The 20144-nt window shown below is 69.9% G+C and carries 16 protein-coding genes and 2 rRNA genes; 7 read left to right on the forward strand and 11 right to left on the reverse strand.

Features of this window, described 5'->3' with window-relative positions; genetic code table 11:
* Window positions 1–46 precede the first annotated feature (46 nt).
* A 23S ribosomal RNA gene (locus BJY16_RS20240) occupies window positions 47–3120 on the forward strand.
* A gap of 104 nt (window positions 3121–3224) precedes the next feature.
* A 5S ribosomal RNA gene (gene rrf, locus BJY16_RS20245) occupies window positions 3225–3341 on the forward strand.
* 490 nt (window positions 3342–3831) lie between these two features.
* Here rrf and BJY16_RS20250 read toward each other — a convergent pair.
* Window positions 3832–4425 (reverse strand): nucleotidyltransferase domain-containing protein, encoded by a 594-nt coding sequence (locus BJY16_RS20250; protein WP_185041155.1) that lies wholly within the window; start codon window positions 4423–4425, stop codon window positions 3832–3834.
* Between the two features lie 418 nt (window positions 4426–4843).
* Here BJY16_RS20250 and BJY16_RS20255 point away from each other — a divergent pair, with 418 nt between their 5' ends.
* Window positions 4844–5281 (forward strand): CBS domain-containing protein, encoded by a 438-nt coding sequence (locus BJY16_RS20255; protein WP_185041156.1) that lies wholly within the window; start codon window positions 4844–4846, stop codon window positions 5279–5281.
* A 1441-nt stretch (window positions 5282–6722) separates the two neighbouring features.
* Here the strand turns inward: BJY16_RS20255 and BJY16_RS20260 are convergent.
* From BJY16_RS20260 to BJY16_RS20270, 3 genes are all read right to left on the reverse strand, one after another.
* Window positions 6723–7262: a hypothetical protein gene (locus BJY16_RS20260; RefSeq protein WP_185041157.1), complete on the reverse strand. Its 540-nt coding sequence runs from the start codon at window positions 7260–7262 to the stop codon at window positions 6723–6725.
* Between the two features lie 53 nt (window positions 7263–7315).
* The gene (locus BJY16_RS20265; RefSeq protein ID WP_185041158.1) at window positions 7316–8344 is read right to left on the reverse strand and encodes a M4 family metallopeptidase; all 1029 of its coding nucleotides are present in this window, start codon (window positions 8342–8344) and stop codon (window positions 7316–7318) included.
* Window positions 8345–8681: 337 nt separating this feature from the next.
* Window positions 8682–9602, reverse strand: coding sequence for a siderophore-interacting protein (locus BJY16_RS20270; RefSeq protein WP_185041159.1), 921 nt, complete (start codon window positions 9600–9602; stop codon window positions 8682–8684).
* A 141-nt stretch (window positions 9603–9743) separates the two neighbouring features.
* Between BJY16_RS20270 and BJY16_RS20275 the strand changes: the two genes are divergently transcribed.
* A complete protein-coding gene (locus BJY16_RS20275) occupies window positions 9744–10199 on the forward strand; it encodes a response regulator (RefSeq protein WP_185041160.1) in 456 nt (151 codons plus the stop codon).
* A gap of 94 nt (window positions 10200–10293) precedes the next feature.
* Here the strand turns inward: BJY16_RS20275 and BJY16_RS20280 are convergent, their stop codons facing one another.
* A complete protein-coding gene (locus tag BJY16_RS20280; RefSeq protein WP_185041161.1) occupies window positions 10294–11961 on the reverse strand; it encodes a methyl-accepting chemotaxis protein in 1668 nt (555 codons plus the stop codon).
* 50 nt (window positions 11962–12011) lie between these two features.
* A complete protein-coding gene (locus tag BJY16_RS20285) occupies window positions 12012–12674 on the reverse strand; it encodes a hypothetical protein (RefSeq protein ID WP_185041162.1) in 663 nt (220 codons plus the stop codon).
* Between the two features lie 153 nt (window positions 12675–12827).
* Here BJY16_RS20285 and BJY16_RS20290 point away from each other — a divergent pair, with 153 nt between their 5' ends.
* Window positions 12828–14327, forward strand: a complete 1500-nt coding sequence (locus BJY16_RS20290) for a PP2C family protein-serine/threonine phosphatase (RefSeq protein WP_185041163.1) — start codon at window positions 12828–12830, stop codon at window positions 14325–14327.
* A gap of 9 nt (window positions 14328–14336) precedes the next feature.
* Here BJY16_RS20290 and BJY16_RS20295 read toward each other — a convergent pair whose 3' ends face one another.
* The 4 genes from BJY16_RS20295 to BJY16_RS20310 all read right to left on the reverse strand — a co-directional run bounded on the left by BJY16_RS20295 (window position 14337) and on the right by BJY16_RS20310 (window position 17215).
* Window positions 14337–14726 carry an ATP-binding protein gene (locus tag BJY16_RS20295; protein WP_185041164.1) on the reverse strand — a complete coding sequence of 130 codons (390 nt, stop codon included), beginning with the start codon at window positions 14724–14726 and terminating at the stop codon, window positions 14337–14339.
* The gene (locus BJY16_RS20300; RefSeq protein ID WP_185041165.1) at window positions 14719–15060 is read right to left on the reverse strand and encodes an STAS domain-containing protein; all 342 of its coding nucleotides are present in this window, start codon (window positions 15058–15060) and stop codon (window positions 14719–14721) included. Before BJY16_RS20300 ends, BJY16_RS20295 begins: the two co-directional genes overlap by 8 nt.
* Window positions 15061–15201: 141 nt before the next feature.
* Window positions 15202–16209, reverse strand: a complete 1008-nt coding sequence (gene glnII, locus BJY16_RS20305; protein WP_185041166.1) for a glutamine synthetase — start codon at window positions 16207–16209, stop codon at window positions 15202–15204.
* Window positions 16210–16348: 139 nt separating this feature from the next.
* A complete protein-coding gene (locus BJY16_RS20310; protein WP_239177989.1) occupies window positions 16349–17215 on the reverse strand; it encodes a LysR family transcriptional regulator in 867 nt (288 codons plus the stop codon).
* Between the two features lie 99 nt (window positions 17216–17314).
* On the opposite strand from BJY16_RS20310, the gene BJY16_RS20315 reads away from it, so the two are divergent.
* Window positions 17315–17992, forward strand: a complete 678-nt coding sequence (locus BJY16_RS20315; RefSeq protein ID WP_185041168.1) for a type 1 glutamine amidotransferase domain-containing protein — start codon at window positions 17315–17317, stop codon at window positions 17990–17992.
* A gap of 88 nt (window positions 17993–18080) precedes the next feature.
* Window positions 18081–18956, forward strand: coding sequence for a universal stress protein (locus tag BJY16_RS48470; RefSeq protein ID WP_185041169.1), 876 nt, complete (start codon window positions 18081–18083; stop codon window positions 18954–18956).
* Between the two features lie 4 nt (window positions 18957–18960).
* Here the strand turns inward: BJY16_RS48470 and BJY16_RS20325 are convergent, their stop codons facing one another.
* Window positions 18961–20091 carry an FAD-dependent oxidoreductase gene (locus tag BJY16_RS20325; protein ID WP_185041170.1) on the reverse strand — a complete coding sequence of 377 codons (1131 nt, stop codon included), beginning with the start codon at window positions 20089–20091 and terminating at the stop codon, window positions 18961–18963.
* Window positions 20092–20144 lie beyond the last annotated feature (53 nt).

A 20144-nucleotide genomic window follows, 5' to 3' on the forward strand; every position in this document is an offset into this window, starting at 1 on the left:
CGTTGGTTGAGAATTACACAGTGGACGCGAGCATCTTGTTTTCTGTGGTTAAGTTGTCAAGGGCGAACGGTGGATGCCTTGGCACCAGGAGCCGATGAAGGACGTGGGAGGCCGCGATAGGCCTGGGGGAGCTGTCAACCTAGCTGTGATCCCAGGGTGTCCGAATGGGGAAACCTGGCACGAGTCATGTCGTGTCATCCATGCCTGAATTCATAGGGCATGTGAGGGGAACGCGGGGAAGTGAAACATCTCAGTACCCGTAGGAAGAGAAAACAACCGTGATTCCGTGAGTAGTGGCGAGCGAAAGCGGATCTAGCCTAAACCGGTTACGTGTGATACCTGTCAGGGGTTGCGTAGTCGGGGTCGTGGGACCTACTGGAGAGATCTGACAGTCTCTCAAGGAGTTACAAAGTCTTATGCTAGTCGAATGGTGTGGGAAAGCCAGCCGTAGACGGTGAGAGCCCGGTAGACGAAAGTGTATGACCTCCTTGTGGTGTTCCCGAGTAGCAGCGGACTCCTAGAATCTGCTGTGAATTTGCCAGGACCACCTGGTAAGGCTGAATACTTCCTGGTGACCGATAGCGGACAAGTACCGTGAGGGAATGGTGAAAAGTACCCCGGGAGGGGAGTGAAATAGTACCTGAAACCGTTCGCCTACAATCCGTCAGAGCCTTTCGGGGTGATGGCGTGCCTTTTGAAGAATGAGCCTGCGAGTTAGTGGCATGTGGCGAGGTTAACCCGTGTGGGGTAGCCGTAGCGAAAGCGAGTCTGAATAGGGCGTTTTTAGTCGCATGTTCTAGACCCGAAGCGGGGTGATCTAGCCATGGGCAGGTTGAAGCGTGGGTAAGACTGCGTGGAGGACCGAACCCACCAACGTTGAAAAGTTGGGGGATGACCTGTGGTTAGGGGTGAAAGGCCAATCAAACTCCGTGATAGCTGGTTCTCCCCGAAATGCATTTAGGTGCAGCGTCGCGTGTTTCTTGCCGGAGGTAGAGCACTGGATGGTCTAGGGGGCCCACAAGCTTACTGAAATCAGCCAAACTCCGAATGCCGGTAAGTGAGAGCGCGGCAGTGAGACTGCGGGGGATAAGCTTCGTAGTCGAGAGGGAAACAGCCCAGATCGCCAGCTAAGGCCCCTAAGCGTGTGCTAAGTGGAAAAGGATGTGGGATCGCATGGACAACCAGGAGGTTGGCTTAGAAGCAGCCACCCTTTAAAGAGTGCGTAATAGCTCACTGGTCAAGTGGTTCCGCGCCGACAATGTAGCGGGGCTCAAGCACACCGCCGAAGCTGTGGCATTCACACCTAGTGTGGATGGGTAGGGGAGCGTCGTGCAGCGGGTGAAGCGGCGGAGTGATCCAGCCGTGGACGCTGTACGAGTGAGAATGCAGGCATGAGTAGCGAATGAAGGGTGAGAACCCCTTCCGCCGGATGACCAAGGGTTCCAGGGCCAGGCTAATCCGCCCTGGGTGAGTCGGGGCCTAAGGCGAGGCCGAGAGGCGTAGTCGATGGATAACGGGTTGATATTCCCGTACCCGCAAAGAAACGCCCAAGACGAACCTCGTGGTACTAACTGCCCAAAACTGGTGAGGACTTCGGTCTGAGCCGGCGGCGGCCAGGACCTTCACGGGTAGTAGTTTAGTGATGGGGTGACGCAGGAAGGTAGATGATCCCGGCCGGTGGTTGTGCCGGGGTAAGCGTGTAGGCCGGTGTGTAGGCAAATCCGCACACCATTGAGGCTGAGACGTGATGCCGAGCCGTTCTGGTGAAGTCATTGATCCTATGCTGCCGAGAAAAGCCTCTAGCGATGTTTCGAGCGGCCCGTACCCTAAACCGACACAGGTGGTCAGGTAGAGAATACCGAGGCGACGGGTGAACTGTGGTTAAGGAACTCGGCAAATTGCCCCCGTAACTTAGGGAGAAGGGGGGCCGGACGCGTGAAGCCACTTGCTGGTGGAGCGTGGTATGGCCGCAGAGAGCAGGGGGAAGCGACTGTTTACTAAAAACACAGGTCCATGCCAAGTCGTAAGACGATGTATATGGACTGACGCCTGCCCGGTGCTGGAACGTTAAGGGGACCTGTTAGCTCTTCGGGGCGAAGCGGAGAACTTAAGCGCCAGTAAACGGCGGTGGTAACTATAACCATCCTAAGGTAGCGAAATTCCTTGTCGGGTAAGTTCCGACCTGCACGAATGGCGTAACGACTTCCCCACTGTCTCAACCACAGGCCCGGCGAAATTGCAGTACGAGTAAAGATGCTCGTTACGCGCGGCAGGACGGAAAGACCCCGGGACCTTTACTATAGCTTGACATTGGTATCTGAATTCGATTGTGTAGGATAGGTGGGAGCCGGTGAAGCTCGGACGCCAGTTCGGGTGGAGGCGTTGTTGAAATACCACTCTGTTGGGTTTGGGTATCTAACTTGCGGCCCTGATCGGGTCGAGGGACAGTGTCTGGTGGGTAGTTTAACTGGGGCGGTTGCCTCCTAAAGGGTAACGGAGGCGCCCAAAGGTTCCCTCAGCCTGGTTGGCAATCAGGTGTTGAGTGTAAGTGCACAAGGGAGCTTGACTGTGAGACTGACGGGTCGAGCAGGGACGAAAGTCGGGACTAGTGATCCGGCACTTGCGTGTGGAAGCGGTGTCGCTCAACGGATAAAAGGTACCCCGGGGATAACAGGCTGATCTTCCCCAAGAGTCCATATCGACGGGATGGTTTGGCACCTCGATGTCGGCTCGTCGCATCCTGGGGCTGTAGCAGGTCCCAAGGGTTGGGCTGTTCGCCCATTAAAGCGGTACGCGAGCTGGGTTTAGAACGTCGTGAGACAGTTCGGTCCCTATCCGCCGTGCGCGTTGGATACTTGAGAAGGGCTGTCCCTAGTACGAGAGGACCGGGACGGACGAACCTCTGGTGTGCCAGTTGTTCTGCCAAGGGCACGGCTGGTTGGCTACGTTCGGAAGGGATAACCGCTGAAAGCATCTAAGCGGGAAGCTCGCTTCGAGATGAGGTATCCCACCACCTTGAGTGGGTAAGGCCCCCAAGAGACTATTGGGTTGATAGGCCGGAGATGTAAGCACGGTAACGTGTTGAGTTGACCGGTACTAATAGGCCGAGGGCTTAACCACCCTAAATTTTCTGCTTGCGTCCACTGTGTGATTCACAGCAAACGAACAACCACCCCGGTTGGTGAACAATCACCGGGTTGCTGGTTGGTTCTGCTGATGGCTGTTTCGGTGGTCATAGCGGAGGGGAAACGCCCGGTTACATTCCGAACCCGGTAGCTAAGCCCTCCAGCGCCGATGGTACTGCACTCGGGAGGGTGTGGGAGAGTAGGACGCCGCCGGACTTAACGTCGAGAAACGCCCACCCGGGATTCCGGGTGGGCGTTTCTTTTTTGCTACCCAAAAACAGGCCGTGGGTGGGTGCGGTTGTTCGCGTGGGGGACGGTTCGGGCGGGGAGGGCCATTCAAAGGCCGTCAGGCTTGATACCTCCGAATGGCCCTCCCCGCCCGAACCTTGCCTACTCACCGGGACTGCCGCGGCTCAAGGCAGCAGATCTCCGCGCCTGCCGCGCCGTCAGACTCTGGCGGGTCCCGGCCCCCGGTCTGCCCGGCGCCTATTCAGCGATCCTGCCGCGCCGTCAGAGTCCGGCGGGGTCGCGGTTCCCGCTCTGCCCACCCGCCTGCTCAACGATCCTGCGGCGCCGTCAGAGTCCGGCGGGGGCCAGCTCCCGGTCTGCCCGCCTCGGCTATTCACCGATCCTGCCGCGCGGCCAGGCTTCGGCGGGTTCCGGCTGCCGCTTTGCTCGGCGCCTGCTCGGCGATGCTGTTGCGCCGTCAGCGTCCGGCGGGTCGCTGTTCCCGGTCCGTTTGGGGCGGCTGACTGGCTGATGCTTGCTTTTGGGTGTTGAGGGCGGCTTGGAGGTGGGCTATGTCGGTGGCGTCTTTTGGGCGGCGTTTCAGGGTGGGGATCCAGATCGGGTACATGCGTTTCAGCTCGATCTGGGACTCCGGGGTGATGATGGGGCATGTGATGCCGGCCAGGGAGCCGGGTGGGCCGTCGAGCATGGTTTCGGGCCAGGGTTCGCCGGCTGAGGGGCCGGCGGCTACCACAGGGTGGCCGGCTTCGTTGCGGGCGAGCAGGGTGAGGCTCTGTTCTACGTCGTCCTTCACCAGGTCCATCTGTCGGTCGTGCGGAGGCTCGGGAAGGAGCGTCCAACCGCGGCTGACCAGCTCCTCAGCCAACTGCTGCACCTCGTCGCCCCAGACGAACCAGTCAACGTCCAAGTGCGGCCGGGTCACCTTCCCGAGGTAGAAGTCCATGGCCCAACCGCCCCGAAGCCACACCGGAATCCTGAGCTCCCGCCCGACCTCCACGACCTCCCGGATCGCCTCCAACTGCCGGCCAACTCGAGAATCCACCACCAACATCCCTCCACCCTCGCAACGTCCCAAGAGCCTCGCACCTCCGGGCCTGGGTGCTCGCGGCTTGCGACTCGTGCCTCGTGGCTCGCGGCTCGTGCCTGGCGGCTCGTGGCTCGCGGCTCGCGGCTTGGGCCTCCGGCTTCGGTGCTGACTCCTTGCGGCGTGCCTCGCGGCTCCCGCCTCGTGGGGGCTCGTGGCTCGTGGCTCGCGGCTCGTGGCCCGTGGCCCGTGGCTCGTGGCTTGGGCCTCCGGCATTGGTGTTGACCTTCCGGCAGGCCCCCGCCGCGCGGGTTTTCCGAGGGGGGACAGGGACGGTGCGGTGGTTTGACGTATGTCGAAGGGTCTTGACTTTGGGTGACGGGTTCGGCATGAAGTCAGGAAGGGATCGAAAGGGACACGGGGGCCGACCGATATAGGAGGATCAATGCGGATCAGCGACATCCTTCGCGTCAAGGGCAACAGTGTGGTGACTGTGGAACCGGAAATGTCCGTGGAGGGGCTGGTCAACGCTCTGGCCCAGCATCGGATCGGTGCGGCGGTGGTGTCTCGCGACGGCGCGGCGGTCGAGGGCATCGTGAGTGAACGAGACGTCGTGCGAGCCCTGGCCGCCCGCGGATCGGCGGTGCTGACCGAGCCGGTCAGCAGCATCCAGACGACACAGGTTCGCACCGTCTCACCGGACGCCCGCCTGGAGGACGTGGAACGCCTGATGACCGAACACCGCTTCCGCCACGTCCCGGTCGTCCTCAACGGCCGCCTGGCCGGAGTGGTCAGCATCGGCGACGTAGTCAAGAACCGCATCGACGAACTGGAAACCGAACGCACCACCCTCGCCGACTACATCACCGGCGACCGCACCTGACCCCCCATCCGACGACCGCAGCCGACCCCACCACCCACCAGCTCCGGCCAGTGGAGCGGGCGGCAACGTCCACGCACCTGACCCCCACCGTCACCGACCAGCCGCCGGCAATGAAGCGGAGCAGCGATCGTCCACGCACCTGACCCCCACCGTCACCGACCAGCCGCCGACAATGAAGCGGAGCAGCGATCGTCCACGCACCTGACCCGACCACTCACCAGCCGCAGGCGGTGGAGGGGGCCGTAATCTTCCAGCCCACCTGACCTCACCACTCACCAGCCGCAGGCGATGGAGGGGGCCGTAATCTTCCAGCGCACCTGACCTCACCACTCACCAGCCGAAGGCAGTGGAGAGGGCGGCGATCCTTCGCCGCACCTCCCCGCCGCTCACCGACCGCTGCGCTGACTCCACCGGCGACCGCATCTGAGCACCACCGCCGCACAACAGGTGCCGAAGCAACCCACGTCAGAGGAGGAAGGCCCAGCAAAGACGCCGCCGCCCGGGAGTGGGCGGCGGCGTCGAAGCGGCGATTCGGTCAGTGACGGCGGAAGGCGGGACGCCAGGCGGAGCGGGACGTCTTGGCCCTACGTTTGCGCAGTGCGAACAACGCAGCGGTGGCCGCGCCGGCCAACGCGAGCAAGCCGGCAGTCACCGGTTTCCGATGGGTGGCAACCGCCTGAGCCGGCCTTGAGTCCCGGACGTTGGTCACCGCCTTACGGATCCGGGACGGCGAAGTCCCACTACCGGACGTGGTGTCGAGAAGCTCGGGTGCATTCGTAGTCATCGCTCAACCTCTCCTGAACGGGGGATGCGTGCGCTATGCCGTGCTTATGCCCCTTGCTACCCCTCTCCCAACCGCGTTCCGTGACTGAACTTAGTCGGAGAGTCACCCCTCAGTTGTCCGCGACCTGACAGACGAACCCGCCCCAACATGGAAGCGGCAGGCAGCGAACACCGCATGCGGAAGTGCCGAAAGCGGAACCGCCGGAGCCGAGGGGCTGCGGTTGGTGGTGGCGGTGAGGCCAAGGGTCCCTCGGGAGTGGGCGGCCAGCGAGCCATGAGAACCGCGCGCAGCAATGTGGTCTTGCCGGGGGAGGCCGCCCGGTCAGGATCCGGTCGGCGCGGATACCGGGGCCGACCGGTCGGTGGGCCGACGCAAGACGGCGGGCGCCGGCGGAGCAAGACGGCGGACGCAGGCAGGGCAAGGCGGCGGGCAGGCAGGGCAAGGCGGCGGGCAGGCAGGGCAAGGCGGCGGGCGCCGGCGGAGGAAGACGGCGGTCGCCGGCGGAGCAGGACGGAGGGCGCCGGCGGAGCAGGACGGAGGGCGCCGGCGGAGCAGGACGGAGGGCGCAGGCAGAGCAGGGCGGCGGGCGTCAGTGGACCAAGGCGGTGAGTGTCGGCGGCGCGAGGGATGGGCGTCAGCGGCGCAGGGCGGTGGGTGTCAGCGGACCAGGGTGAGGCCGGGGGTTCGGGGAGCTCTGGAGCGGCGCAGGGCTCGGGCGGCGAGGGTGACGAGCAGGATGGCGGCGGTGTCGCGGAGTGTGGTGAGCGGGGCGGCGTACCAGGGGGTGTCGGGCAGGAGGACCGCCTGCAGCAGGCCGGCCGCGGCGGCGCTCAGGGCGGCAGCGGCGGCGACCCGGGACAGGCGGTGGCGCAGGGAGCGGAAACGGTCGCCGTGGCCCTGCCACCAACCTGGGGCCCAGCGTTCCGTCAGGACCGCGAAGAGCAGCGCGGGCAGGGTGCCGGCGGCAGCCACGGCTAAGGAGAGGAGTGGGCCGGCGCCGTTCAGGGTGGCGGCCACCGCGGTCGTCGTGGCGAGCGCGATGAGGTCGAAGCGGCGGCGGCCGGAAGGCGTCTGGGCCAGCAACCAGAGAGCGGCGATCGGCAGCGCGGAGAGGAAGAGGTATCCGCCGGCCCAGAAGGCGAGCAGGTAGGCGGCCGCGAACGCGGCGGTCCGGATGGCGTGGCGGGCGACCGTCATGAGACGAAGATCGGCGGGGGCGGCTCGTGGTTGAAGCTTCCGGGGAGTTCGGGTCAGGGGATGCCGACCTCGCGGAAGGCGGCGCGGATGGTTTGCGGGGCGTGGCGGCTCACCCGGCCGTCGCGGGACAGGAGGCGGGCCTGTTCGGCGCAGAGGTAGGCGCAGTCGGTGAACTGGGCCTGCGGCCAGAGGTTCCGCAGGGCGGCGTAGAAGATCTTGGCGGCTGGGTAGGAGCCGAGGTCGATGGCGGACAGGTAGAAGGCCCGGTTCATGATGCCGCTGTTGAGGTGCGGGTCGCCGCCCGGGACGTACTCGGACATGTGCGCGGCCTGCGGGTCCTTGCCGAGGACCGGGTTGTCGTACGCGGTCCCGGGGTGAGCCATCGAGCGGATCGCCTCGCCGTACATCGGGGCGGCCATCACCTCCTCGCCGATCAGCCAGTTGTGCTCGCCGGCGTCGACCTTCTGCACGAACTGGTCCACGCAGGCGGCGAAGATGTCGGAGAAGGCCTCGTTCATCGCGCCGGCCTGATCGGTGTAGACCAGCCCGGCGGTGTACTGGGTGACGCCGTGGGTCAGCTCGTGCGCGCACACGTCCACGTCCCGGGTGAAGTCCTGGAAGATCTGGTCGTCGCCGTTCCCGAAGACCATCCGGGTGCCGTCCCAGAACGCGTTGTCGTACCCGTCGCCGTAGTTGACGTCGCCCAGCAGCGTCATCCCGGCGTCGTCGATCGAGTCGCGGCCGAGCACCTCGCGGAAGAACTCGCGGGTGGCGCCCAGGCCGTCGTACGCCGCGTTCACGTTGGCCGCGGCGACCGGGTCGTCACCCTCGCCGCGGACCAGTTCGCCGCCGGTCTCGAACCGGTGGTGATCATCGAAGATCTGCCGGTCACCCTGGCCGGGCCGGGCCGCGGTCAGCGCGTCCATGCTGGTCATCGCCAGCATCCGGCGTTGCTCCCGGACCGCCGCCGAGGCCACCGCGGTGCGCCGCGCGGCGTCCGCGTCCAGGCCGAGCCGGCCGGCATGCCGCGCGATGTGGTCGATGATGTGCGACGGAACGTAGAAGCAGATCGGCCCGGGCATGGTGTCCCCCTCGCTGCGGGCCGGCTGACGCGGCCCCGCGCCGACACTGGCACCGTCCCGACACGGCTTCTGTCGGCTCCTGAGCATTGCGGCGTCAGTTCTTGAGCAGAGGTTACTGCCGGCCGTCAGCCCCGGGAATCACACGATCGCGGCATCGCCCCCACTCGGCGCGCCGCGGTGAAACGGCGGCGGGCAGGCCGGGTAGGGGGTGGAGGCCGGGTGGCGGGCCAGGTGGAGGATGGCGCAGATAGCGCAGGGGTCAGGTGTAGCGGGGCAGAGGCCGGACGGAGGCTGGTGCAGCCCACGGAGGGTGGCTGTGTGGAGAGGGTGGAAGGCGTCAGCACTCGGCCTTGCCGAGGCGCCAGTAGCCCATGAAGGCGACCGCCCGGCGGTCGACGCCGCAGGTGCTGACCAGGTGGCGGCGGAGGGTCTTGATGACCGCGGCCTCGCCGGCCAGCCAGGCGTAGAAGCCGTCGACCGCGTCGGTGCCGTCCGGGACCTCCCAGAGCAGGCCCTCGTCGACGTCCACGTCCTCCAGCTCGGCGCAGGTGGCGCCGGCCGCGTCGCCGAGCAGGTGGGCGGCGGCGGCCTGGACGGCCGGGATCAGCTTGGCGCCGTGTGCCGCGCCGTCGCGGGGCAGCCAGGTGACCCGGACGCCGGGCGGGGCGTCGACGAGCAGCTGGTCGCCGGACTCCGGGACCTCCAGGAGGACCTCGCCGCGCATGCCGGCGGGCAGGCGGGAGAGGATCGAGGCGATCGCCGGGACCGCGGTCTCGTCGCCGACCAGCAGGATCCGGTTGGTGCCGGCCGGCGGGTGGAAGTCGGTGCCGCCGGTCGGGCCGGGGAAGTCCGCGTTCGGCCCGAGCAGGCAGGCGATCGAGCCGGGGCCGGCCGAGACCGCCCAGCGCGACGCCGGGCCGCTGACGCCGTGCAGGACCATGTCGACGTCGACCTCGCGCAGGTGCGGGCGGACCGCGCGAACGGTGTAGGTGCGGATCGGGTTCTGCCGGTCGGCGGGCAGGCCGCGCCACCGGGTGAACCAGTCCTCGCCCATCGGCAGGTGGTCGATGCCGCAGCCGTCCAGCGGCGGGATCAGCTTGCAGCGCTGGTCGAAACCGTTGTCGGCGAACCGGTCCAGGTCGGCGCCGGTGAAGGTGACGCGCAGGAAGCTCGGGCTGAGCCGGGTGACCCGGACCACCTCGACCGGGAAGAACCGGAACGGGACCGCCTCGGTCGAGGGCACAACGGTCTGGCTCACGGAATCCTCCCCGCGGTCGGTTTAGGTAACCCTAACCTAAGCTACCCGGGGTCTCGCAACCCGACCGCAACGGCGGGTTCTCTGCAGGACACCGCGCTCCGGACGATCTCAGGGGTCCCATCGCGCAGAAGGAGCCCGGAGATGCCGCAGACCTCGACCACGGCCTTGACGTTCAGCGACGCCGGAGCGGGTCTGTCCTGGCCGCTGGACGACTGGTCGGCCGCCCTGGAGCCGCCGACCGTGCTGATCGCCGACGACGACGAGGACGTGCGGGACCTGGTCGCCACCAAGCTGCGGGCGGCCGGCTACCGGACGCTGACCGCCGCCGACGGGCGCACCGCGATGGCGCTCGCCGTCGGCGAGCGGCCCCAGCTGGTGCTGCTCGACGTGCACATGCCCGGGCTGGACGGGCTGGGCTTCTGCTACGAGCTGCACTCGTCGCCGCAGACCGCGGACATCCCGGTGATCTTCATCAGCGGTCGGGCCGAGCCGGCCGACGTGGACCTCGGGCGGATGGTGGGCGCCGAGGACTACCTGGCCAAGCCGATCGACCCGGCCGAGCTGCTGCGCCGGGTGGAACGCCTGCTGGGTCACTGACCCGGCGAGCGGCGCCGGGTCTCCGGCTGGTCCTCATGGGTGTCTCGAGGCACGAGAGACACCCATGAGGACCAGCCGGCACCGGGACCCGCGCTCACACGCGGAAGCGGGAGACCACCTCGCGGAGTTCGCCGGCGACCCGGGTCAGCTCGCCCATCGACGCGTCCGCCTCGCTGAGCGCGGACGTGGTGGCGTGCGCGGCGCCGGCCACCGCGTTGATGTTGCCGGCGATGGTGGTGCTGCCGGTGGCCGCCTCGCCGATGCTGCGGCTCATCTCGTTGGTGGTGGCGGTCTGCTGCTCGACCGCCGACGCGATGGTCACCTGGTAGTCGTTGATCTCCGAGATGATCCGGGAGATCTCCTGGATGGCGGTCACCGCGTTCTCGGTGTCGGCCTGGATCGCCTGGACCCGCTGGGCGATGTCCTCAGTGGCCTTCGCGGTCTCCTGGGCCAGGTCCTTGACCTCGGTGGCGACCACCGCGAATCCCTTGCCGGCCTCGCCGGCCCGGGCCGCCTCGATGGTCGCGTTCAGGGCCAGCAGGTTGGTCTGCTCGGCGATGCTGGTGATCGTCTTGACCACGTCGCCGATCTCCGCGGACGACTCGCCGAGCTTGGCCACCGTGTTGTTGGTGACCTGGGCGACGTTGACCGCGCCGGCCGCCACCTGGGCGGCGCTGGAGGCGTTCTGCGAGATCTCCCGGATCGACGCGCCCATCTCGTCGCTGCCGGCCGCCACCGACTGCACGCTGGCGGACACCTCGTTGGCCGTGCCGGCCACCATCCCGGCCTGCTCGGCGGCCTCCCGCGCCTCGGCGTCCAGCCGGCGGGTGATGGTGCTCAGCCGCTCGGTGACCGTGCCGAGCGTGCCGGCGTCGTGGGTGAGTTGCCGGACCGTGGTCTGCAGGCCCTCCCGGGCCCGGTTCACCGCCTCGGCCATCCGGCCCAGCTCGTCGCGGGAGCGGACCTCGGCCGGCACGGTCAGATCGCCGTCGGCGACCGCGCCGAGCGCCGAGGAGACGGTTGCCAGCTGCCGTTTGATCAGCCGCATCACGCCGAACCCGACGAACGCCGCGACCGCGAACCCGATCACCAGCCCGACCAGGGTGATCAGCCTAGACCGCTGGTAGGCCTGGTTGCTGGTGGCGGTCATCGCGTCGGCGTCCGACTCCTCGGCCTGCTGCAGCTCGTCCATCGCGCCGTTCATGGCGTCCTCGGCGCTGGTGAAAGCGCCCATGATCTGGTCCGGTGCGGGCATCTGGAAGCCGGCCGGCGGCGCCTTGCGGAAGATCAGCACGTCGCGCAGCGCCCGGTAGCGCTGCATCGCCTCGGCGAAGGTGTCCAGCCGGGTCAGCCGGTCCCGCGCCCCGGAGTCGATGGCGATCTCGCGGTAGGCGGCGGTCGCCGCGTCGATCTGCGTGTCGGCCGCGCTGGTGCCGCTCAGCCCGGCCTGGGTCAGCTGGTCGTCGTGCTGGCCCTGCCCGGAGGAGACCAGCAGCATGCCGCGGAACAGGTTGGTGATGCCGCCACGCAGGTTGGCCAGCTGTTCCATGCTGTCGACGTGGTGGTCCTTCATCGCCTGCAGGTCGTCGCGGAGCTGCCCCATCCGGCTCAGCGAGACCACCGTCACGAGCAGGGCCACCACCGCCACGCAGGCCGCGGTGATGGTGCTCTTGATCAGCAGGCTGCGGTCGCCGAGAACCCGTTCCAGCAGCCCACGGGGCACCGCGGCGGTCCGCCCGGCGTCAGTGGTGTCCGGCTGCATCGGGTCCTCCCTGGTGGTCGGACCAACTCTAGAATTCTTTTCACGTCCTTTTAGCGGTATTGCCCAAGACGTCCGGCGAGCGCCCGCCGGCTCCGCCAGGCGGGCCGGACCACCCGGTAGGCCAGGACGCCGCCGACGCTCAGGACATAGAGCCCCCACCAGTACGCGTGGGCGACCGCCGAGCCGGTGAAGTCGCCGCCCGCCCACAGCTGGTGCGGCAGCGCGAGCGTGACGCCGAAGCAGGCGTAGAGGTCGAGGGCGTGCCGGCGGACGGTGCGCAGCGCGGCCACCGCCACGGTGGCCAGCACCGCGGCGCCGCCGGCCGCGAAGAGCATCCCCGGCCCGGCCGGCCAGCCGCGCTCGGCCAGCACCAGGACCAGGTGCGCGGCGAGCAGCGCGAGCGACCGGGTCGCCGCCCAGTGCCGCCAGGCCAGCACCTGGCCGGCGCCGAACGCCCGGACCACCACCGGGATCCGGGCCAGCAGCAGGGTCTGCACCAGCAGCAGGTCGGCCGACCAGAGCCCGGCGAGCCGGCCGGCCGCACCGACCGTCGTCCAGCCGCCGGCCGCGCCCTGCTGCACCCCGCCGTTGCCCACCCAGAACGCGGTGACCACCAGCAGGCTCAGCCCGACCAGGAGACCGCCGGGCTCGGCGGCCCGGCGCGGGACCGGGGCGCGGCCGGCCGGCCGGGTGGTGGTCGGGGCGGACGTCATGGCCCGGATGATGCGGGACCGGGGTGAGTCCGGGGTTAGCTCCGGCTGTGAGTTGGCTGAGGTCGCTGCTCACCGCGTACCGGAAACCGGGTTTGGTCCTCCCGGGTGTCGCCGGTGACGCGGGAGTGATGGCTGGGCCGGTAGGCTGCGGAGATGGCCGACGAGGACGTGGTCCGGGAGCTGCTCGCCGCGGTGCCCGCCGGCTGCACCTGGCTGGTGCCGATCACCGATGACGACGGCGTGACCATCGACTTCCGGGTGGCGGCCACCAGCGATCAGATCCGCGACATCCACGACCGCGGCACGCAGCGCGTCGGCGGGCGGCTCAGCGAGCTCTACCCGTCCATGGTGGACGGACCGCTGTGGCGGCTCTACCTCGAGGTGCTGGCGACCGGGACGTCGGCCACCATGGACGAGTTCCGCTACGAGGAGTCCCGGCCCGGCGTGGTGGCCGAGTCGCGCTTCGAGATCACCGTGCACCGGGTGCTGGGCGGCCTGTTGGTCTGGTGGACCCGGGTGGACGAGCACCGTCGCCGGCTGGAGAGCACCGAGCTGCTCGGCAGCCTCGGCTGGACCGAGCACGAGCTGGCCACCGGCCGCTCCGAGTGGTCCCCGGGGATGTACCGGATCTTCGAACGGGACCCGGCCGAGGGCCCCATGCCGCGCACCGCGCAGGCCGCCGCGATGCTGCCCGAGGACCGCGGGATCGCCGAGGCCTCCTGGCAGACCATGGACATGGGGAGCACCTCGGACGTGACCGTCCGGTTCCGGATCGGCGACGGGATCAAACACCTGCGGATCCTCTCCGACCTGGCCCGGGACGCCGGCGGGCGGCCGGTGAAGATCTACGCGGTGGTGCAGGACGTGACCGCCCGGGTGGCCACCCGCACCGAGATCGAGCGGCTCAGCGATCAGGTCCGGGATCGGGAGCTGAGCGCGCTGGCCGAGCACCGGGTGGCCCGCCAGTTGCAGCAGATGATCCAGCCGGTGCCGGACGGCTCGTTCGAGCTGGACGGTCTGGAGGCGATGGTCAGCTACCTGCCGGCGGAGAGCGCGGTGCAGGTGGGCGGCGACTGGTACCACGCGCAGACCCTGCCGGACGGCCGGGTGGCGCTGGCCGTCGGCGACGTGGCCGGGCACGGCATGGAGGCCGCCAGCGGCATGGCCCACCTGCGGTTCGCCCTGGTCGCCTGGCTGTCGGTGGGCATCCGCGACCCCGGGCTGCTGCTCCGACACCTGAACCGGCTCTGCGCCCAGCTGGGTATCACCGGCACCGCGGTGGTCGGCGTCTACGACCCGGGCACCCGGCTGCTGCCCTGGGCGCGGGCCGGGCACATGGCCCCGCTGATCGGCCGGCGGGGGTACACCATCGACCTGGAGCGGCCGCCCGGTCTGCTGCTCGGTGCCGAGACCGAGACCGACTTCCCGGTCGCCAGCACCCGGCTGGAGCCCGGCGACCTGGTCCTCTTCTACACCGACGGGCTGGTGGAGCGGCGCGGCGACGTGACCGGCCGGACCGCCGAGGTGCGCGAGCACCTGAGCGCGGTGTCGGCGGCGCCGGGCGAGGACCCGCTGCCCGAGATCCATCGGCTGCTGCACGCGCCGAGCCCGGACGACGACACGTGCACGCTGGCGGTGCGGGTCAGAGAATAGAAGTGCGGGTCAGAGATGGAGGCAGATCCGCACCAGGGTGCCGCCCGGCACGTCGGTGGTGTAGACCGAGTCGCAGACCCGCTCGACGATGGCCAGGCCGCGCCCGCGGATCGCCTCGGCCGCCGGCATCGGCCGGCCGAACGGGCGTGGGCCGCCGCCGTCGACCACGTCGCAGATCAGCTGGCCGTCCTCGGCCCAGACCCGGATGTGCCCGCCGCCGCCGGTGTGCTGCAGGGTGTTGGTGGTCAGCTCGCTGACCGCCAGGGTGAGCAGGTCGATGCGGGCCGGTGGCAGGCCCAGCTCGCGGGCCCGCTCGGTGACGAACGTGCGGACCCGGCGCAGGTCGTCGGGCTCGGTGTACGACATGCCGTCGGTGTCGGTGGGCTGCTGGTCAGGCATGGCGGCCCTTCTCGGCGCTCTCCTCGGCCGGGGCGCGCAGCAGCGCGTCCAGCCCGGTCAGCTCGAGGACCGCGGCGACCGTGCCGGTGGCGCCGGTCAGGTAGAGCCCGCCGTCCCGGGCGCGGGCCGCGTGATGGGCGGTGACCAGCGCGTGCACCCCGGTGGAATCGAGGAAGCCGACGTCGCTGACATCGACGAACACCACCGCAGAGTGGCTGACCGCGTCGAGCAGCACGGCGGTGAGCCGGTCGCGGGCGGTGAGATCACAGTCGCCGGCCAGGAGCACGGTGATCCGGCCCGGCTGAGCGGCCGTTCTCGCCTCGAAGCTCGCCATCGACCGCCGTACCTTTCCCTGCCGGGGAACGCCTGCCCGGCCCATCATGTCACCCGGCGGCCCGGAACGCGCCCACCGGATCGGTGAAGCGCGACGCGCGGGCACCGCTTGGCCGGCGCCCGCGCGTCGTGTCGCTGCTCGTCAGCCCTGAGCGAGAGCCTCGCAGCAGGTGTCGATCAGCAGGCGGGTGACCACGTACGGGTCCACGTTCGCGTTCGGGCGGCGGTCCTCGATGTAACCCTTGCCGTCCTTCTCCACCTGCCACGGGATGCGCACCGAGGCGCCGCGGTCGGAGACGCCGTAGCTGTACTCGGTCCACGGGGCGGTCTCATGCAGGCCGGTCAGGCGCTGCTCGATGCCGGCGCCGTAGCCGTCCACGTGCTCCTGGCGCCGCTTGCCGAGCGCCTCCGCCGCGGTGATGATCGCGTCGTAGTTGTCGCGCATCGCGTTGGTGGAGAAGTTGGTGTGCGCGCCGGCGCCGTTCCAGTCGCCCTTGACCGGCTTCGGGTCCAGGGTGGCGGAGATGCCGTAGTCCTCGGCGATGCGGTAGAGCAGCCAGCGGGCCACCCACAGCTCGTCGGCCACCTGCGGGGCGGCGACCGGGCCGATCTGGAACTCCCACTGACCCGGCATCACCTCGGCGTTGATGCCGGACAGGTGCAGGCCGGCCTCGAGGCAGGCGTCCATGTGCTTCTCGACGATCTCCCGGCCGAAGACCTCGTCCGCGCCGACGCCGCAGTAGTAGCCACCCTGCGGGGCCGGGTAGCCGCCACCGGCCGGGAAGCCGAGCGGGCGGCCGTCCTGGAAGAAGGTGTACTCCTGCTCGATGCCGAAGATCGCCTCCTGGTCGGCGTACTTCTCGGCGGACGCGCGCAGGGCGGCGCGGGTGTTGGTGGGGTGCGGGGTGCCGTCGATCAGCTCGACCTCGCACAGCACGATGATGTTGTTGCCGCCGCGGATCGGGTCCGGACAGGTGAAGACCGGGCGGAGCACACAGTCCGACTTGTCACCGGGCGCCTGGTTGGTGCTGGAACCGTCGAAACCCCACAGGGGCGGCTGCTCGCCGTCGGCCAGGATCTTGGTCTTCGACCGGAGCTTCGCGGTGGGCTGGGTTCCGTCGGTCCACAGGTACTCGGCCTTGACAGCCATGAACTCTCCTCAAGTCAAAAACGGCGCCATGCTGGCAGTGCCGGACAACCCTGGCGCGGCGCGAGGACCCTAACGGCCGAAGATCAAATCCATGTTTCCGATCCCGAACAGCGGACGAGTGATCCCGGTTACCTCCAGGTCACCAGTGCCTGCCTTCGCGGAGCAGCGCGGCGCGGGCCATCGCGATGTGCGGGGCGTCCCGGGTGGCCGCGCGGGTGGCCAGGTAGAGCGTGTTGATCGGTGGGTCGGCGGTGGTCAGCACCTCGGTCAGGGCGCCGGTGGCGAGGTCGTCGGCGACCAGGTAGCGCGGCAGCACGGTGACCCCGATGCCGGCGATCGCGGCGGCGCGCAACGCGCGCAGGTCGGGGACGACGAGCACGGCCCGCCTGGGTGGCGGCTGGCCCAGGACGTGCCGCCACCAGCGGCGCACGATCGGCAGTTCCTCGGCGTACGCGAGCAGCGGCGCCCGGCGCAGATCCGGGACCGGAACCACCTCCGGAGCGGCCACCAGCGCGAACTCCTCGTCGCAGAGCGGCTCCGCGTGCAGGCCGGCCCGGCGCGGCCGGACCGCGCTGACCACCAGGTCGAGGCGGCCCTGGCCGAGCTCGGCGAGCAGGTCGTCGGCCAGCCCGAGCCGGACCCGGACCGCGACCCCGGCGGCGATCGTGCCGGCCAGCGCGGGCAGCACCCGGGCGCTGGTCAGCTCGGCCGGCCCGCCCAGGTGCAGGGTCCGGCCGCCGGGCTCAGCCGGCTCGCCCAGCCCGACGGCCACCCCGGCCAGCGCGTCCATCGGCCCGTCCAGCCGCCGGGCCAGGTCGTCGGCAGCCGCGGTCGGGGTGACGCCGCGCGGCCCGCGGACGAACAGCGGGTGGCCCAGCTCGGTCTCCAGCGCGCGCAGCTGGGCGGTGACCGTCGGCTGGGCCACGCCGAGCAGCTCGGCGGCCCGGGTCAGGGTGCCGGCCCGGTGGACGGCCAGGAACGTGTGCAGCAGGTCGAGGCTCACCATGCCATCAATTCTCTGATGGCTGACTGCCGCTGAGCCTCTTGGACCCTGATCGCCCTGCCCGGGCATGGTTGGCGCGTTCCCCTCGGAGAAAGGACTGACATGGCGAAGATCCTGATCGGCCTCACCAGCCACGGCGACCTGGGCGGGCTGCGGCCCACCGGCTACTACCTGCCGGAGGCGGCCCACCCGTGGAAGGTGTTCACCGCGGCCGGGCACGAGGTCGAGTTCGCGAGCGTGGCCGGCGGCGAGCCGCCGGTCGACGGCGTGGACCTGACCGACCCGGTGCAGAAGGAGTTCACCGAGGACGCCGGGGTGCGGGAGCGGGTGCGGCACACGCCGCGGTTCGCCGACCTCGACCCGGCCGGCTACGACGCGGTGCTGTTCGCCGGCGGGCACGGCGCGATGTGGGACTTCCCGGGCGACGCCGGACTGATCCGGCTCGGCCGGGAGATCTACGAGCGGGGCGGCGTGGTGGCCGCGGTCTGCCACGGGCCGGCCGCGCTGATCGGGCTGACTCTCGCCGACGGCACCCCGCTGGTGGCCGGCAAGCGGGTCGCCGGGTTCACCGACAGCGAGGAGGCCGCGGCCGGGCTGACCAAGGTGGTGCCGTTCCTGCTCGCGCGCCGGCTGACCGAGCTGGGCGCGCGGCACTCCGGCGCGGCCGACTGGCAGCCGCACGTGGTCACCGACGGGCGCTTGGTGACCGGGCAGAACCCGGCCTCGTCGACCGGCGTGGCGGAGCAAGTGCTGAAGGTCCTGTCCACAGAGAACCGGTAGGCCCATAATGTGACGGGCCCCACAGCCTTGCCCGCGGCGGGCCGGGCGACGACGATCGGGGGAAGCAGCGCGGGAGGAGGCGGGCGCGGTGCACACCCAGAGGATCGTGGTCGGCTACGACGGCTCGGCGGAGGCGCGGAAAGCGGCCCGCTGGGCACTGGACGAGGCCGAGCGGAGCGACGTGCCGGTCGAGCTGGTCTACGCGTACGAGTGGCCGACCTACGTGCCGGCCGCCGCGATGATGCCGGCCGCCGCGGTCTACCCGGACGTGGACACCGACCTGGCGGTCGCCGAGATGCTCGGCCGGGCGGTGGACACCGCGATGAGCAGCCACCCCGGCGTCCGGGTGTGGGCCCGGGTGGAGCACTCCACCGCCGCGGTCGCCCTGCTCCAGCGGGCCGCCGACGCGTCCCTGGTGGTGCTCGGCGGCCGCCGGCCCACCGGGATGCGCGCCTGGCTCGGCTCGACCAGCGGCTCGGTCAGCGCGCACGCCCGCTGCCCGGTGGTGGTGGTCCGCGGCGAGCCGCGGGCGACCGACCCGGTGGTGGCCGGGGTGGACGAGTCGGAGGCGGCCGGGCTGGTGCTCGGTTTCGCCTTCGAGCAGGCCGCGGTGCGCGGGGTGCCGGTCCGCGCGGTGCACGGCTGGTCGCCGCCGGACGGGCGGGATCTCCTCTGCGAGACGAACCTGCGGGCGATCGGCGAGGAGCGCGGCCGGCTGGAGGCGCTGGTCGGCTGCTGGCGGCGGCGGTACCCGGGGATCCCGGTGAGCGCCGAGGTGATGGTCGGCTCGCCGGGGGAGGTGCTGGCCCAGGCCGCGGCCGGGGCGCAGCTGGTGGTGGCCGGCGCCCGGACCCGCCGGGCGCTGCGCGCCGTGCTCCGCCCGTCGGTCGGCCGGCACCTGCTGCACCGGGCGCGGTGCAGCGTCGCGCTGGTCAGCCGGACCCGGGCGGCGATCCGGTTCTGAGCGCTCAGCTGTCCCGGGCGGCCAGATACTCGGCGGCGTTCCGCTTCCACCGCTCGGCCTCCTCGGCGAAGTCCGGGACGTCGGCCGGGTCGAAGGCGCCCTCGAAGAACTCCTTGATCGCCGCGTTCGCGCCGGCCGCCACCGGGCCGGAGCGGGCCAGCATCCGCCGCTCGTAGCGCAGCACGGCCTCGTCCGGTGCCGGGCCGGCGGCGATCTCCCGGGCCAGCTCGGCGCCGTCCAGCAGGGCCAGGTTCACCCCCTCGCCGCCGAACGGGGCCATCAGGTGCGCGGCGTCGCCGAGCAGGGTCAGGCCCGGCCGGTGCGGCCAGGTCAGCGGCGCCGGCAGCGCGAAGATCGGCCGGTGCACCAGGTCGCCCTCGCTGTCCGTGATCACCCGGCGCAGCTCGGGGGCGAAGCAGGCGAACCGCTCCAGCAGCTCGGCGCGCCCGCCGCGCCAGTCCGCCGCGACCGTGAGGCCGAGGTAGCCGCGCACGTGGCCGCCGCTGTTGCGCTGCAGGATGATGCTCCGCCCGTCGCCGTTGGCCCACATGTGCCCGGCGCCGACCAGCGCGGCGATCGCCGGGTGCCGGTCGTCCACGTCGTCGAACCGGACCTCGACGAAGGTGACCCCGGTGTACTCCGGGGTGGCCGCGGTCAGCAGCGGCCGGACCCGGGACCAGGCGCCGTCCGCGCCGATCACCAGGCCGGCGGTGACCGACGAACCGTCCGCGAAGCGGATCCGGCCACCGTCGCGGACCTCGGTGACCTTGTGCCCCCAGCGGACCGTGCCCGGCCACAGCGAGGCGGCCAGCATCTCGCGCAGCTGGCGGCGGTCGATCTCCGGGGCGGCGGTCTCGTCGTCGTCGACGACGTGCTCCATGACCAGCGCGCCGGACGGGTCGAGCATCCGCTTGGACTGGGACTCCGGCCGGGCCAGGGCGGCGAACTCGGTGGTCAGCCCGGCGTCGGCCAGCGCGATCTGGCCGGTGTCGGCGTGGATGTCCAGGGTGCCGCCCTGATCGCGGGCGGTGACCGAGGCGTCCGCGTCGTAGACGGTGACGTCGATGCCGTGCAGTTGCAGGACCCGGGCGCAGGCGAGACCGCCGGGGCCGGCTCCGATGATGGCGATTTCCATGGTTATCACCCTTCGTGGGACAACTACCGAACGACCGTTCGTTAGATTCGACC

The organism is Actinoplanes octamycinicus, assembly GCF_014205225.1.
In the GTDB taxonomy this organism is placed as follows: domain Bacteria; phylum Actinomycetota; class Actinomycetes; order Mycobacteriales; family Micromonosporaceae; genus Actinoplanes; species Actinoplanes octamycinicus.

Excerpts from the sequence above, each read along its gene's own strand:
- BJY16_RS20250 (WP_185041155.1), bottom strand. The coding sequence starts at position 4,425 with ATGTTGGTGGTGGATTCTCGAGTTGGCCGGCAGTTGGAGGCGATCCGG.
- BJY16_RS20255 (WP_185041156.1), top strand. The coding sequence starts at position 4,844 with ATGCGGATCAGCGACATCCTTCGCGTCAAGGGCAACAGTGTGGTGACT.
- BJY16_RS20260 (WP_185041157.1), bottom strand. The coding sequence starts at position 7,262 with ATGACGGTCGCCCGCCACGCCATCCGGACCGCCGCGTTCGCGGCCGCC.
- BJY16_RS20265 (WP_185041158.1), bottom strand. The coding sequence starts at position 8,344 with ATGCCCGGGCCGATCTGCTTCTACGTTCCGTCGCACATCATCGACCAC.
- BJY16_RS20275 (WP_185041160.1), top strand. The coding sequence starts at position 9,744 with ATGCCGCAGACCTCGACCACGGCCTTGACGTTCAGCGACGCCGGAGCG.
- BJY16_RS20280 (WP_185041161.1), bottom strand. The coding sequence starts at position 11,961 with ATGCAGCCGGACACCACTGACGCCGGGCGGACCGCCGCGGTGCCCCGT.
- BJY16_RS20285 (WP_185041162.1), bottom strand. The coding sequence starts at position 12,674 with ATGACGTCCGCCCCGACCACCACCCGGCCGGCCGGCCGCGCCCCGGTC.
- BJY16_RS20290 (WP_185041163.1), top strand. The coding sequence starts at position 12,828 with ATGGCCGACGAGGACGTGGTCCGGGAGCTGCTCGCCGCGGTGCCCGCC.
- BJY16_RS20295 (WP_185041164.1), bottom strand. The coding sequence starts at position 14,726 with ATGCCTGACCAGCAGCCCACCGACACCGACGGCATGTCGTACACCGAG.
- BJY16_RS20300 (WP_185041165.1), bottom strand. The coding sequence starts at position 15,060 with ATGGCGAGCTTCGAGGCGAGAACGGCCGCTCAGCCGGGCCGGATCACC.
- glnII (WP_185041166.1), bottom strand. The coding sequence starts at position 16,209 with ATGGCTGTCAAGGCCGAGTACCTGTGGACCGACGGAACCCAGCCCACC.
- BJY16_RS20310 (WP_239177989.1), bottom strand. The coding sequence starts at position 17,215 with ATGGTGAGCCTCGACCTGCTGCACACGTTCCTGGCCGTCCACCGGGCC.
- BJY16_RS20315 (WP_185041168.1), top strand. The coding sequence starts at position 17,315 with ATGGCGAAGATCCTGATCGGCCTCACCAGCCACGGCGACCTGGGCGGG.
- BJY16_RS20325 (WP_185041170.1), bottom strand. The coding sequence starts at position 20,091 with ATGGAAATCGCCATCATCGGAGCCGGCCCCGGCGGTCTCGCCTGCGCC.